We start from the raw sequence: 14803 nt of genomic DNA, 5'->3' as shown, positions 1-14803 counted from the left end.
AATGGTTTGTTAAACAAAAAAAGTCTAATGGTATTTGTAGGGATGTTAATGTTGACGATGTTTTTAGTAGCTTGTGGTGGAGGTAATAATAATACAGGTGGTAATAATGATGGTGGAAACGCTGGTGGCGGTGATGGTGATACAATCAACTTGCGTTTCGCTCATGAAGAAGGTCAAGGAGACGTACAAGATTTATATGCGAATAAATTTAAAGAGATTATTGAAGAAAAATCTGGTGGAGACATAACGGTAGATGTATATACTGCAGGTCAATTAGGGTCGAACATGGACGTATTGCAGTCATTACAAACAGGGGCAATTGAAATTGCAATTACATCACCGGGATTCTCTGGAGACGTTATTACTGAATCACAAATTATGGCAATTCCGTTTTTATTCTCAGATAATTTAGAAGTAAATAAAAAGGTTTTAAACGAAAGTGAAGCATTATATGGCCCACTTGCTGATAAATACGAGGAAAAAGGTTTAACGCCTTTTAAATTCTGGTTAGAAGGATTTATGTATTGGACAGCAAACAAAGAAGTAACGACAGAAGACGATATGAAAGGTTTAAAAATTAGAACGATGCCGACGAGCTTAATTATTAAGTCGTATGAATTAATGGGTGCAAATCCGACACCGACAGACTCAGGTGAAATTTATACGATGCTACAAACGAAAGGGATCGATGCACAAGAAAATCCATTATTTTATATCGTGAATAGTAACTTCCTAGAAGTACAAGATTATTTAATGGACTCTAAACACCATATTTATACGACAGTAACAGCGGCAAACCAAGATTTCTTCGAAGGATTATCAGAAGAACATCAAGAATTAATTCGTGAAGTCGTAGATGAAGTAAATGAGTGGTCGTTCGAGATGCAAGATGAAGAGCAGAAAAAAGCTATGGAGAAAGCAAAAGAAGAAGATGTAGAAATTGTGGAACTGACTGCAGAAGAGCGCGAAGTGTTTAAAGAGTTATCTTTAGAAGCTCGTGAACTATACAAAAAAGAAAGTGATGCAGCGAAGGAGATTATTGAAACATTAGAAAAGGAAATTGAAGAGGCAGAAGCTGAATTAGGCGATTAATTTTTCAAGTTTACTTTCTATTCATGTTATGAAACACAAATAAAATAAAGTAAATAAAGATACCGAACAATGATGGTAATGAAGAAATACAATTATCGTATTGTTCGGTTTTCTTTACGCAAAATATGACTGAATGAGGGTGAAATAATATGTTGTTTTCAAAGGCTGAGTATAAAAAAAGAGTACAAAAAACGAAGGAAAGTATGCAGTCTCGTGGGATTGATGTATTGTTGTTGACAGACCCAGCAAACATGAATTATTTAACGGGATTTGATGCATGGTCGTTTTATGTGCATCAATTAATTATCGTTACAATGGATCATGACGAACCAATATGGGTTGGTCGCGGCATTGATGCAACCGCTGCACAATTTACGACATGGTTAAAAGATGAAAACATCCTTTCATATCCTGATCATTATGTGCAATCAACGAAACGCCATCCGATGGACTTTGTTGCTAATTTGTTAGAAAAGATGAATCAGGATACAAAGACGATTGCTGCTGAATTTGATGCATATTATTTTACGGCGAAAAACTATATTCAATTAACGAAAAATTTGCCCAATGCTCGTTTTGTCGATGGGACGAGTTTAGTGAACTGGATTCGCATTGTAAAATCGGATGAAGAGATTCAATTAATAAAGCGAGCTGCAAACATCGTAACGATAACGATGGAACATGCAATAGAACAAATAAATGCTGGTGTTAGACAATGTGATGTCGTAGCAGAAATTTATCATAAACAAATTACTGGAACAAAAGCATATGGGGGAGATTATACCGCGATTGTTCCATTGTTACCGACAGGTGAAAAAACATCTGCCTGCCATTTAACTTGGACGGATGAAGTGTACAAAGAAGGGGATCCGGTCATTTTAGAACTAGCCGGTTGTCATCAACGGTACCATTCTCCACTTGCAAGAACGATGGTCATTGGTGAGCCGACAGATCAATTAAAAGAGTTGGCAGACGTAGCGGTAGAAGGAATTGAGGCGGCTTTATCTATGATTAAGCCAGGTGTAACATGTGAAGAAGTAGAATTTGCGTGGCGAACATCCATTCAAAAACGTGGTTATGAGAAAGAATCTCGGATTGGATATGCGACAGGTTTAAACTACCCGCCAGATTGGGGCGAGCATACTGCTAGTTTACGACCGGGAGATAAAACAGTGTTACAACCAAATATGGTATTTCATATGATTCCAGGGTTATGGCTCGATCATATCGGCATGGAAATAAGCGAAACATTTCGTGTAACCGAAACAGGGGTGGAAGTATTAGCAAACGTAGACAGAAAATTATTTATAAAGTAATCATTCGATGAACAATTTAGTAAAGTGTATACTGTTACTAAGTTGTTCATTTTTTTATGCAACAGGGATAAATGTCCATGATATACTAAGAAGTGGAGGGTAATAAATGATTTCAAAAAAGACATTGCTTCATAAGATGGACCAAGCAATACAATTGGCGAAACAAACGTCGAATGAAGACGTAATGATGCAGCAAATACAAAAAGTACATGTATTAGCAGAATTAATGATTGAAGAAACATCTATGACAAAAATGTCTACACAATCGATGAGTGTTCCAAATCAGATAGAAACGAAAACAACCGTTACACCAGCACAAGTACAACCATCAACGGTAGAGCATGAAACAACAAATCATCAAGAGGATGATGGTACATCGATTTTTGACTTTTAATATGCAAATAAATAAAAATGAAAGGGTAGGATGAGAGAATGAAAGTATTTTTTATCATTAGTGCGATTTATGGGTTTTTAGCAGTTGCATTAGGGGCGTTTGGCGCACATGGATTAGAAGGGAAAATTTCTGAAAAAGCGTTAGATGCTTGGGAGAAAGCAGTAAAGTACCAAATGTTCCATACGGGAGCATTATTAGTCGTTAGTATATTATTGTTAAAAGAACAGACCGGTTCACTAGTAGCGGCAGGATGGTTATTTGTTATTGGTACACTATTGTTCTCAGGAAGTTTATATGTATATGCACCGACAGGCATTAAATCTTTAGCGATGATTACACCAATCGGTGGAGTTGTATTTTTAATCGGCTGGATCTGTTTCGGACTAGCTGTTTCGAAATTATTTTAATGTAGAAACAATAGAATAAAAATGCATAAAATTGTTACGGTTCTGCATAATTGTAGGACACTTTCATAAGACCGAGACGTTTTATATAATAAAAATGCATCCAGAACGAGGTTGCAAATAATAAAAAAAGCAGCAAGTATGGTCGTTAACAACATTGTTTTAAAAAAGCTAATCAAAATAAATATGATTGCACAACAAAGAGAGAGTGATTGGAAGATGTCCATTTTAATTAGTGGATGATACAACTTCTGTCCCCCTCTCTTTTTATGTCATTATATGCGTATAAAAGAAAAACATGTGATGAAATCTTGCAAAAGGTATAAAAATAACTTCACAAATTTTGTAAATTGTATATAATAAAGTTATCGGACTATCGAAAATGAAAGAAGAGGAGAATGCATGCAATGAGTGATTTGTTTGAAGTGTTAAAAGGGAATTTACGTCATGGTGAACAAAAAAAGGTAGTATTTCCAGAAGCGACTGATGAAAGAATATTAGTTGCGGCATCAAGATTAGCACAAGATGGACTAGTTCAGCCTATTCTGATCGGAAACGAAACAGAGATTAAAGCGACTGCAGAAAAGTTAAAAGCAGATGTAGCAGGCACGACTATTTTAGACCCAGACAATTATGACGCATTCGATGAGATGGTGGAAGCATTTGTAGAGAGAAGAAGTGGAAAAGCGACGCAAGAAGACGCGAAGGAAATTTTGAAAGATGCCAACTACTTTGGTACGATGCTTGTGTATATGAATAAAGCGGACGGGCTAGTAAGTGGAGCTGCTCATTCAACAGGTGATACGGTACGTCCAGCATTACAAATCATTAAAACAAAAGAAGGTATTAGTAAAACATCCGGTGTATTCATCATGGTACGAGAAACTGAAAAATATGTATTTGCTGACTGTGCAATCAATATTGCCCCGAATAGCGCTGATTTAGCAGAAATTGCTGTAGAAAGTGCACGTACGGCAAAATTGTTTGATATTGAACCAAAGGTAGCGATGTTAAGTTTCTCTACTAAAGGGTCCGCAAAATCTGAAGAGACAGATCGTGTTATTGAAGCGGTAAGTATCGCAAAAGAAAAAGATGCCAACCTCGTTGTCGATGGAGAATTCCAATTTGATGCAGCATTCGTCCCAACAGTAGCACAGAAGAAAGCTCCAGACTCCGACATCCAAGGAGATGCAACGGTATTTGTATTTCCGAGCTTAGAAGCCGGAAATATTGGATATAAATTAACTGAGCGTTTAGGTGGTTTTGAAGCGGTAGGACCTATTTTACAAGGGTTAAATAAACCAGTAAATGATTTATCAAGAGGATGTAGTGAGGAAGACGTATATAAACTAGCATTAATAACAGCAGCACAAGCTGAATAATGATAGAAAAGAAGTGGAGAGACGAATACATGTCACTCTACTTCTTTATACTGGCTCTACAATATATGTATGGTGTTGGTCGAAAAATGCACTGGCACCTTTTTTTATGCATAAAAGTAGAACTATTTTACACTTTAAATGGAGATCAATCATACAAAGTAGAAAATCCTCCGCCCTTAGAGCTTAAGCAACAAAGGAGGAAACCAGCATGTAAACATCCATATGAAACGTAGGAAATGTACGTAGACTCCTGCGTGAAAAAAGGCCTAGATAAGACAAGGGAAGGCAAAGCCTGAGCTTGGCTTAGCAGCCGCACGCGGAAAGCGGAGTACATTTCCGAAGTGACATATTCATGCTATTCTTGATGGCTATTTATTGGCTCAACACAATTAAATATTACATGACTTTAAGAGGGTTACCAACGCTATTTGACAAAGAGCCTAGTTTACTCATTTTTATGTTACACAACAATTACTATGGATTGTACGAACGAATGGTTTCATTCCGTTTTAACATTTGTTCGTATCGTTTTTGGAAAATCGTTTCTTCCTCTTCGATTAATTTACCCTCTTCCACTTGAACGCCTTTTTCCTCTAAAATAGAGCGAATATCATCTATTACTTCTTGCACTGTAAACTGTTGGTCGAGCAGTTCATTGATGGAACTCATAACATGAGGGTTCACTTCTGGGTAATCCATTTTCGTTTCTGTATCTTTTTTACTACATCGATAAAAATCCCTTACAATCGATGCACGTTCATAACTAGAGCCCTCAATATCAATATATATTTGGACGGCTATCCCATTTCGTACTCGTCTTTGTGAAATGCCAGCGAACTTTTTACCACGGATACTTAAGTCATAATCACCCGGGCAATAAGATCCGACAATCTCGTAAGCTTCAATCTCATCCGTATATGAAGAAAAAAGGAGTTGCACGAGTTCAAGCATCATCTCATATCCATCATTAATCGATACTTCTTGATTGCCTGGTATAATGATCGACATATTTAGTACACCGCGATTTAATAATACTGCAAGCCCACCAGAATTTCGAATAACAGCATGAAAATGATTTTCTCTTAAATATTGTAATCCATCTTCTAAATGTGGTAATTTCCCATCGATAATGCCGAGGACGACAACGTTTGAGTGGACCCAAAATCGGACAGTTGGATGTACAGTATGTTGTCCGACCGCCGTTGCAATCGCATCATCCACTGCAAAATCTGAAAGTGGTGTATTATCTCTATTAAAAATAGTCGTTTCTTTGGAGTGGTCGATCAGTCTCACTGTTTCATGGCTTAATAATAAAGCTAATTTATTCATAAAAATGATCCTTCTTTCAAACTAAGTTTTAACGAACCTAAAAGTATTATATAATAGAATGAAATGGGATGGAAAGAAACGGGTGATAAACATGGAATACAAAGATAAACAATTAGACGAAGTAAAAGTATTTAAAGACCCTGTACATCGATATGTTCATGTACGTGATCTAGTTATATGGGATTTAATCGCGACAAAAGAGTTTCAACGATTACGTAGAATTAAGCAGTTAGGAACGACATATGTTACGTTCCATGGTGCGGAGCATAGTCGTTTTAACCATTCGCTCGGCGTGTATGAAATTGTCCGTCGAATGATTAAAAATTTTCAACAAGATGAAGGTTGGCATCCAGAAGAAAGGTTAACGGCACTTTGTGCGGCATTATTACATGATTTGGGACATGGTCCGTTTTCTCACTCTTTTGAAAAAGTATTTGGCTTAGACCATGAAAAATTTACACGAAATATAATTTTAGGAGATACGGAAGTGAATGAAGTGCTAAAAAGAGTAGATAAAACATTTCCCGAAAAAGTAGCAAGTGTCATTCAAAAAACGTATGATGATAAACTAGTCGTTAGTATGATCTCGAGTCAGATTGATGCAGACCGGATGGATTATTTATTAAGAGATGCCTATTATACTGGTGTGAGTTATGGTCATTTCGATATGGAAAGAATTTTACGAGTCATGCGTCCGACAGAGGATCAAGTCGTCGTGAAAGTAACGGGAATGCATGCAGTAGAAGACTATATAATGTCACGCTACCAAATGTATTGGCAAGTATATTTTCATCCTGTAACGAGAAGTGCGGAAGTAATTTTAACGAAAATTTTTAAACGAGTAAAATATTTATATAAAGATGGTTATGCATTTCAAATTGAGCCGACATTATTATTGCCGCTATTTAAAGGAAATGTTGATATCGATAGTTATTTACAGTTAGACGAATCTGTCGTAAACTACTATTTCCAACGCTGGCAATATGAAACAGACCCGATTCTATCTGATTTATGTGATCGTTTCATGAACCGTCGTTTATTTAAATATATTGAATATGACCCAGAGAGTGAAAAAAGTAAATTAGACAAATTAGAGGAACTTTTTGAACGTGCAAATATTGATTCGACCTACTACTTAACGATCGATTCTTCTAAAGATTTACCTTATGATGTATATCGCAAAGGAAAAGACCGTGTACCGATTTATTTACAAACATCGTCTGGAGAAGAGAAAGAATTATCGACACATTCTGTTATTGTAGAAGCAATTACAGGGAAAACGAGGGAAGACCATAAATTATATTATCCAAGTGAAAAAATTGCTGCGATAGAAGATACATCGTTACGAGAAGAGATTTTAAAGCTATTACACGTTCGTTCTTCACATAATATGTTACAATGACGATAAATGGTGATATGGAAAGGGGAGCTTGTCTTTAATGGATAAAAAGAAAAAAACGACACAACAATTTACAATTATAAAAGATGACTCTACAGATGGTCATGGTGGATATGGTATAGGCTCTATTTCATTAGAAAATATGTCCTCCATTATTGTGGACCCGAATGAAGATAAAGCATATGTGGATATGGATGCGATGCATGCTCGAAGTGAAATAGAACGTCGCGTAAAATATTTTAATGACCGTTCGGAAGTACCTGATGGATTATTATATTGGATTGTTTGGGTGACAGTAGAACGTGGAGAAAACGGACCATATTATGCAGGTGTGGCGGCAAGTGAGATACGAGTAGATAAGCCGAATAAACGTGCTTATAAATCATTACCTGAACATGTGATTCATATGGAGAAGTCATTAAAACATAAAGTGATTGTCGATCATATGGATGAGAAATCTCGTAATTTATTATGTGATTTCTTAAAAAAATTTGATGAAAATATGTGGGAAATTTCATCAGCCGAATTAAAAGCAGCACTCGAATCTTGAACAGTTTGTGACAAAAGTTTAACTTAATAGTTAACTCTTGTACTTTACGTATATAGTTTGTAATATAGAATGTACATGGGCTACTCATGTATTGCTAGGACAATAAAGAAACCGACCTCCATCCAGGGTCGGTTTCTTTAATTATGACGAAAAACGCAAAAAGAGTTGCCAGAACGGGATATTTACATTCGTTTGTTCATTCGAACAATAAGTGGTCGGTTCAGTTCCTTTTTCAAAGTATGCTGTTCGTCTCATTTCACATTGATCTGTTGCGAGTAGACCTGTTTTTGGGTCGATTACTTTTTCAACGAGTCCATCAGGCTTTTGGAAGGATACTTCTTCTACTGTTTCATGGGCTCGTTCCATCGTTTCTGCCCATACTTTTTTGGCGATTAATTTTTCCTCGTTTACTTGTATCGTTGTATTTTGATCGTATCCCGTCCAAACGCCGGTAACGAGTGTAGGTGAAAAGCCAATCATCCAACTATCGGCATCCGTTGTACCTGATTTTCCTGCATATTCCCTCGTTAACATTGGTGAAATAGAAGCACCGGTGACGGTCATATAATCATTTAACCGCTCATCAAACATGCCTTTCATTAAATCGATTAAAATATAATTTTTTCTTTCATCTAACACTTGTTCTTCTTCACTAGCATGTTCATATAATACTTTTCCATCTGGTCGAGTAATTTTTTCGATCGTATAACTTTGAGCAAACTTTCCGCTATTAGCAATCGTACGATATCCATTTGTCATCTCGAGCAAGGAAATAGAAGCGGTTCCAAGTGCTAATGAAGGAACATTTGGTAATGGTGCAGTAATTCCAAATTTTTTAGTTGTTTCAATTACCGTATTTGCTGACAATAGTACATTCGTTTTTACCGCATAAATATTATCTGACAACGCTAGCGCCGTCATTAAAGTAATTGGTCCATTTGCATAATAGTCATTGAAATTACCAGGCTCATATAATGTATCTTCGGAAGTAGTAAAAGCTGTCGGTTTACTAACTAATATGGAAGATGGTGTAAAATGATGTTCCAATGCTGCATAATATAGAAACGGTTTAAATGTCGATCCGACCATTCGATTCGCATGGATGGCGCGATTGAAAGAACTTTCAGCATAATCCTTCCCACCAATCATACTGCGAATTGCTCCGGTTTGTACGTCCATTGTAATCGTTCCAATTTGCAGCTCACTATCGGTCATATATGTATGTACAGCTTGTTCAGCATCGTTCTGAATGGCGGGGTCAAATGTCGTATAAATATGCAGCCCTTGTTGTAAAAGTTGCTGTTCTGACATATGTAAAATTTCGGCCGCTTCTTTTAAGGTATAATCTGTAAAATACGTACGAGCAGAAGAGACGTCGTTTTCTGCTCGTTCAAAAGTAAGTGTCGCTTGTTTCGCCTTCACATAGTCGGCTTCTTGGATGACCTTTTCCTCCCGTAATTTATTTAAAATAAAATGCTGTCTTTCTGTAGCACGTGTTTCGTCATTTAGTGGGGAATAATATGTCGGCCCTTTTGGAATACCGGCAAGCATGGCACTTTCTGCTAATGTTAAGTCTTTCGATTCCTTTTCAAAAAAGTAATGGCTTGCATCTTCAATTCCGTAAATACCATGTCCAAAATAAATTGATTGCATATAGGTTGCTAAAATCGTTTCTTTATCGTAGAACATTTCAAGACGAATCGTGTAAAAGGCTTCTTTCAATTTACGTTCAAACGTTTTTTCGTTTGATAAATATAAGTTTTTAGCGAGTTGTTGTGTAATCGTGCTCGCTCCTTCTTTTAAGGCCCCCGCTTGAATATTGTTCATGACGGCTTTTAGCATACGTTTAAAATCGAAGCCAACATGTTTATAAAAGTCTTTGTCCTCTGTTACAAGAAGGGCATCTGTGAAATCGGATGAAATATCTTCCAGTTTTAATGGAGTTGTTTCTGTTTTGTTTTGAAAAATTGATTGGTCATAACGATCATATAAAATTGTTTCAGTCTCTGCCATTATTGGTGGTGGTCCTTGTTTATAGGCAAAAAATAAGATACTGCCGAACGCAAGACAAAAAAAGAAGAATATAATCGCCATTCCGAGGCATAATTTTTTAACCCAACTCATGTTGCAACCCTCATAATCATTAGATGTAATATCATTATTATTGGTTGGATGTTCATGATTTAAACAATTTTTTTATGATAGAATAAATTCATTGTGTTCGAATGGTAAATCAAAATAATAATCGTTATAATAGATGTAGCATATTTTTGATGATGTTCTGTAATTTGAATTTGCATAATAGAGACGAAACTTATTTGGGACGCATATAAGCAATTAAAAAGTATAGATAAACGTCATCAAGATGTAAGGAGTTATTATGGAGCTAAATAAATTAGAGATACCTATACAATTACGTACTGTCATCGAAGAAAACGGCGATAAAGAAATGAACATCATCAAGCAAGTTGGTCAATATGTCGGTGCAAAGAATCGTGAGGTAATCACATTTTCTGAGGATACGGAGCTTGGAGAAGTTCGTAATTTTATAACGCTGCAAGATGGAAAGGTGACATTGAAACGTTCTGGGCAATTAACGATGAACCAGAAGTTTATACTCGGGGAACGGACAGAAAGCATTTATCGTCATCCATATGGCACATTGCATTTAGAAATACATACGAAAAAAATGCAATACGATCGAATGGAACAAGGACGTAAAGGGAAAGTAATCATACAGTATGACATGATTATTAATGGTGATCAAAAAAGACGACACCATTTAACGCTTATATATGGAGGAGAAAAAGAATGACTGTTTTATCAGAAATAGAGGCGACGTTAAAAGCAACCATTAAGCAAGCCGTTTTAGAAGCGGGATTAGCACAAGAAGAGGAAATCCCGGCTATCGTATTGGAAAAACCAAAAGAGGAAGCACATGGAGATTTTGCGACGAATATTGCGATGCAATTAGCACGTGTAGCTAGAAAAGCGCCACGTCAAATTGCAGAAGACATCTTAGCGAAATTCGACAAAGAAAAAGCAAATGTTCGAAATATGGAGATTGCAGGACCGGGATTCATTAACTTTTTCATGGCAGAAGATTTCTTAGGTGACATTGTTCCGACAATTTTGGAACAAAAAGATGCATATGGTCGTTCAAATGTCGGGGAGAATAAACGCGTGCAAGTTGAATTCGTTTCTGTAAATCCGACAGGTGACTTACATTTAGGTCATGCTCGTGGAGCGGCTTTTGGCGATGTATTATGTAATGTATTTGCTGCTGCAGGTTTTGATGTGGATCGTGAATATTATATTAATGATGCAGGAAACCAAATCGATATGTTAGCAAGTTCGATTGAAGCACGTTATTTCCAAGCTTTAGGGGAAGAAAAACCGATGCCAAAAGATGGCTATCATGGGCAAGATATTATCGAAATAGCAGAGAAACTTGCTAAAGAAGATGGAACGAAGTGGAAAGAGACGGCGGAAGAGGAAAGAATGAAGTTTTTCCGTGATTATGGACTTACTTATGAATTAAATAAAATTAAGGCGGATTTAGATGAATTTGGCGTTCATTTCGATCGCTGGTTTTCGGAAATGTCTTTATATGAAGAAGGGAAAATCCAGCAAGCATTACAAACATTAACTGATAATGGGTATGTTTATGAAGAGAATGGAGCGACATGGTTTAAATCTACAGTATTTGGCGATGACAAAGACCGTGTTCTTATTAAGCAAGATGGATCTTATACGTACTTAACACCAGATATTGCATATCATAAAGATAAGTTAGAACGTGGATACGATAAAATTATTAATGTGTGGGGGGCAGACCATCACGGATATGTACCTAGAATGAGTGCGGCAATTCAAGCATTAGGATATGAAAAGGAAAAATTGAGTGTAAGTATTATCCAAATGGTGAACGTACTAGAAGCCGGAGAAATTGTTCGGATGAGTAAGCGTACAGGGAAAGCTGTTGCATTACGCGAATTAATGGAAGATGTCGGTGTAGATGCGGTTCGCTATTTCTTTACGATGCGTTCAAATGATTCGCAATTAGATTTTGATATTGATTTAGCGAAATCACAGTCAAATGAAAACCCAGTCTTTTACGTACAATATGCACATGCAAGAATTTGTACCATGTTAAAAACAGCGGAAGAAAAAGGTTTTGATATGGATGCTTTGAATGCAAATATGTCTTTACTAACTTCTGTGAAAGAAACAGATTTATTGAAACATTTAGCAGCATTTCCACAAGCGGTTGCAGATGCAGCGTTGCGTGAAGCTCCATATCGTGTAACACAATATGTGTACGACTTAGCTGCTTATTTACACAGTTTCTACAATGCGGAAAAGGTTATTAACGAAGAGGACAAAGCACTAACGAACGCAAGAATTGCATTAATGCAAGCTGTTCGTATCGTATTAGTAAATGCATTAACTATTTTAGGTATTCACGCACCAGAAAAGATGTAAGCAAAATTCGCCGTATTTCAACATAAAACTTGGGATACGGCTACTTTTTTACAAAAAACATAGAAAATCATTGACTGAATAGTCATTCATGTTTTATGATAGTATACATAAACAAGGCTACTGTATTTTAGACAGTACGTAATTTTTTCGAATAATATTGAAAACGTTGTCATTATATGGAAGGTAGGAGGAGAGCGATGAGTACATTTTTAACGATTAATTTAATCGCGTTTATCGTAGTCGTTTTATATGGGCTATTTTTATTTTTAAAAGCCGTGTCAACGCGATTAGCTTATATGAAACTTGGAAAGAAGTCGGAATTTGATGGAAAAGTAAAAGAACGACTTCAAGATGTATGGACGATAGTATTTGGACAGTCGAAATTATTAAAGGATAAGAAATCCGGAACGATTCACGTTTTAATGTTTTACGGATTTATTCTCGTCCAATTCGGTGCAATTGATATGTTTATTAAAGGACTCGCACCAGGAAAACATTTACCTTTTGGACCATTATATCCAGCGTTTACGTTTTTCCAAGAGTTCGTAACATTAGCTATCTTATTTGCAGTTGTATGGGCATTTTATCGCCGTTATATTGAAAAACTTGTCCGTTTAAAAAGAGGTTGGTATGCAGGACTTGTCTTAATTTTTATCGGAACGTTAATGATTTCAGTATTATTCGGAAACGGAATGCTACAGATTTGGGAAGGACAGTCAGCGACATGGGCTGAACCAGTTGCGAGTGCAATCGCGTTTGTATTTGGCTTCTTAACACCGAATGCAGCAATGGTATTATTCTTTATTGCTTGGTGGATTCATACTGTCACGATTTTAGCGTTTTTAGTATATATTCCACAATCAAAACACGCACACTTAATTGCCGCACCAATAAACGTTTTCTTAAGCAAGCGTGTGCCTGGAAAGTTAAATACTATTTCATTTGATTTTGATGAAGAAACAGATGAAGAAGAGTTTTCATTTGGAGTAGGAAAAGTAGAAGATTTTGAACAATATCAAATGTTAGACTTTTATTCTTGTGTAGAGTGTGGACGTTGTACAAGTGTATGTCCAGCAGCAACGACAGGAAAAATGCTGTCCCCAATGGATATAATGATTAAATTACGAGACCATTTAAATGATAAAGGGGCGGCCGTAACAGGGAAGTCGCCTTGGGTACCTTCATTTGCATTTGGCGATCAAGGTCCGAACAAATTTGCAAGAATGGAACGAGATGCAGCCATTGAGGAAATGAGTGCTGTTAGCATGATTGGGGACGTTATTACAGAAGAAGAGATTTTCGCATGTACGACATGCCGAAATTGTGAAGATGCTTGTCCTGTTATGAACGAACATGTTGGAACGATTATGGATATGCGTCGTTACTTAGTGATGACAGAAGGAAAAATTGACCCTGAAGCACAACGTGCCGTTATGAATATTGAACGCCAAGGAAACCCTTGGGGATTATCGAAGAAAGACCGTATTAAATGGCGTGAATTGGATGAAGATGTATCGATTCCAACGATTAAAGAGTTGAAAAAGGAAGACAAAGAATTTGAATATTTATTCTGGGTTAGCTCGATGGGAGCATATGATAGCCGAAGCCAAAAAATCGCACTTGATTTTGCTAAATTAATGAATGAAGCAGGAATAAGCTTTGCTATTTTAGGAAATAAAGAGGCGAATTCAGGAGATACGGCGAGACGAATTGGAAACGAATTTTTATTCCAAGAAATTGCTGAGAAGAATATTAAAGAGTTTACGAAAAATGGTGTAACGAAAATTGTGACGATTGACCCTCACGCGTACAATATTTTCAAAAATGAATACCCTGACTTAGGATTTGAAGCAGAAGTATATCACCATACTCAACTATTATTTGATTTAGTAAGGGAAGGAAAATTACAACCGAAAGGCCGTATTGAACAACGCTTAACATATCATGATTCTTGTTACTTAGGTCGATACAATGGCGTATATGATCCACCACGTGAAATTTTAACGTCCATCCCAGGGCTAGAATTAGTCGAAATGGTTCGGACACGTGAAAATGGAATGTGTTGTGGAGCAGGTGGAGGTCTCATGTGGACAGAAGAGACGACAGGGAACCGTGTGAACGTTGCTCGTACTGAACAAGCATTAGAAGTAGAGCCATCGATCATATCTAGTGCATGTCCATTCTGCTTAACGATGTTAAGTGATGGAACGAAAGCGAAAGATGTCGACCAAGATATTAGTACAATGGACGTGGCAGAAATTTTAGCATTGTCTGTATTTGCAGATGTAAAAGAGGAACAAACAGCATAGAATAAACGAGAAGGATATATTGATTCAACCATTTCATGGGAGACATATATCCTTCTTTTAACGAATCAAATTTGATTGAGCGGTCGTTCGACAAAAATGAAAACGTTTACTATAATAGAGATAGAGGAACGTTCAGAAAATGA

The 14803-nt window shown here is 36.6% G+C and carries 12 protein-coding genes; 10 read left to right on the top strand and 2 right to left on the bottom strand.

Annotation, left to right across the window (positions count from 1 at the left end; translation table 11 throughout):
• Nucleotides 1-6: 6 nt before the first annotated feature.
• The 5 genes from dctP (at nt 7) to pta (ending at nt 4588) form a co-directional block, all read left to right on the top strand.
• Entirely contained in the window at nt 7-1092 is a 1086-nt protein-coding gene (gene dctP / locus SPD45_RS04630; protein ID WP_336266538.1) for a TRAP transporter substrate-binding protein DctP, read from the top strand.
• 149 nt (nt 1093-1241) lie between these two features.
• Nucleotides 1242-2408: a M24 family metallopeptidase gene (locus SPD45_RS04625; RefSeq protein WP_336266537.1), complete on the top strand. Its 1167-nt coding sequence runs from the start codon at nt 1242-1244 to the stop codon at nt 2406-2408.
• A gap of 106 nt (nt 2409-2514) precedes the next feature.
• Entirely contained in the window at nt 2515-2802 is a 288-nt protein-coding gene (locus SPD45_RS04620) for a DUF5327 family protein (RefSeq protein ID WP_336266536.1), read from the top strand.
• Between the two features lie 38 nt (nt 2803-2840).
• Nucleotides 2841-3209, top strand: a complete 369-nt coding sequence (locus SPD45_RS04615; RefSeq protein ID WP_336266535.1) for a DUF423 domain-containing protein — start codon at nt 2841-2843, stop codon at nt 3207-3209.
• A gap of 404 nt (nt 3210-3613) precedes the next feature.
• A complete protein-coding gene (gene pta / locus SPD45_RS04610; protein ID WP_336266534.1) occupies nt 3614-4588 on the top strand; it encodes a phosphate acetyltransferase in 975 nt (324 codons plus the stop codon).
• A 474-nt stretch (nt 4589-5062) separates the two neighbouring features.
• On the opposite strand, the gene SPD45_RS04605 is transcribed toward pta, so the two are convergent.
• On the bottom strand, nt 5063-5917 hold the full coding sequence (locus tag SPD45_RS04605; protein WP_336266533.1) for a lipoate--protein ligase family protein: 855 nt from the start codon (nt 5915-5917) through the stop codon (nt 5063-5065).
• A gap of 91 nt (nt 5918-6008) precedes the next feature.
• Between SPD45_RS04605 and SPD45_RS04600 the strand changes: the two genes are divergently transcribed.
• Nucleotides 6009-7319: an HD domain-containing protein gene (locus tag SPD45_RS04600; RefSeq protein WP_336266532.1), complete on the top strand. Its 1311-nt coding sequence runs from the start codon at nt 6009-6011 to the stop codon at nt 7317-7319.
• 37 nt (nt 7320-7356) lie between these two features.
• Nucleotides 7357-7866 (top strand): YwhD family protein, encoded by a 510-nt coding sequence (locus tag SPD45_RS04595; protein ID WP_336266531.1) that lies wholly within the window; start codon nt 7357-7359, stop codon nt 7864-7866.
• 141 nt (nt 7867-8007) lie between these two features.
• On the opposite strand, the gene SPD45_RS04590 is transcribed toward SPD45_RS04595, so the two are convergent.
• The gene (locus SPD45_RS04590; RefSeq protein ID WP_336266530.1) at nt 8008-9990 is read right to left on the bottom strand and encodes a transglycosylase domain-containing protein; all 1983 of its coding nucleotides are present in this window, start codon (nt 9988-9990) and stop codon (nt 8008-8010) included.
• Nucleotides 9991-10246: 256 nt separating this feature from the next.
• Here SPD45_RS04590 and SPD45_RS04585 point away from each other — a divergent pair, with 256 nt between their 5' ends.
• The 3 genes from SPD45_RS04585 to SPD45_RS04575 all read left to right on the top strand — a co-directional run bounded on the left by SPD45_RS04585 (nt 10247) and on the right by SPD45_RS04575 (nt 14660).
• Nucleotides 10247-10681 (top strand): DUF1934 domain-containing protein, encoded by a 435-nt coding sequence (locus SPD45_RS04585; RefSeq protein WP_336266529.1) that lies wholly within the window; start codon nt 10247-10249, stop codon nt 10679-10681.
• Nucleotides 10678-12351 (top strand): arginine--tRNA ligase, encoded by a 1674-nt coding sequence (argS, locus tag SPD45_RS04580; RefSeq protein ID WP_336266528.1) that lies wholly within the window; start codon nt 10678-10680, stop codon nt 12349-12351. The genes SPD45_RS04585 and argS overlap by 4 nt, the downstream gene beginning before the upstream one ends.
• Before the next feature lie 197 nt (nt 12352-12548).
• On the top strand, nt 12549-14660 hold the full coding sequence (locus SPD45_RS04575; RefSeq protein WP_336266527.1) for a (Fe-S)-binding protein: 2112 nt from the start codon (nt 12549-12551) through the stop codon (nt 14658-14660).
• Nucleotides 14661-14803 lie beyond the last annotated feature (143 nt).

The sequence above is a fragment of the Pseudogracilibacillus sp. SO10305 genome, from assembly GCF_037072005.1.
Lineage (GTDB): Bacteria > Bacillota > Bacilli > Bacillales > Amphibacillaceae > Pseudogracilibacillus > Pseudogracilibacillus intestinigallinarum.
This window is presented reverse-complemented; position numbering and strand designations above follow the sequence as displayed.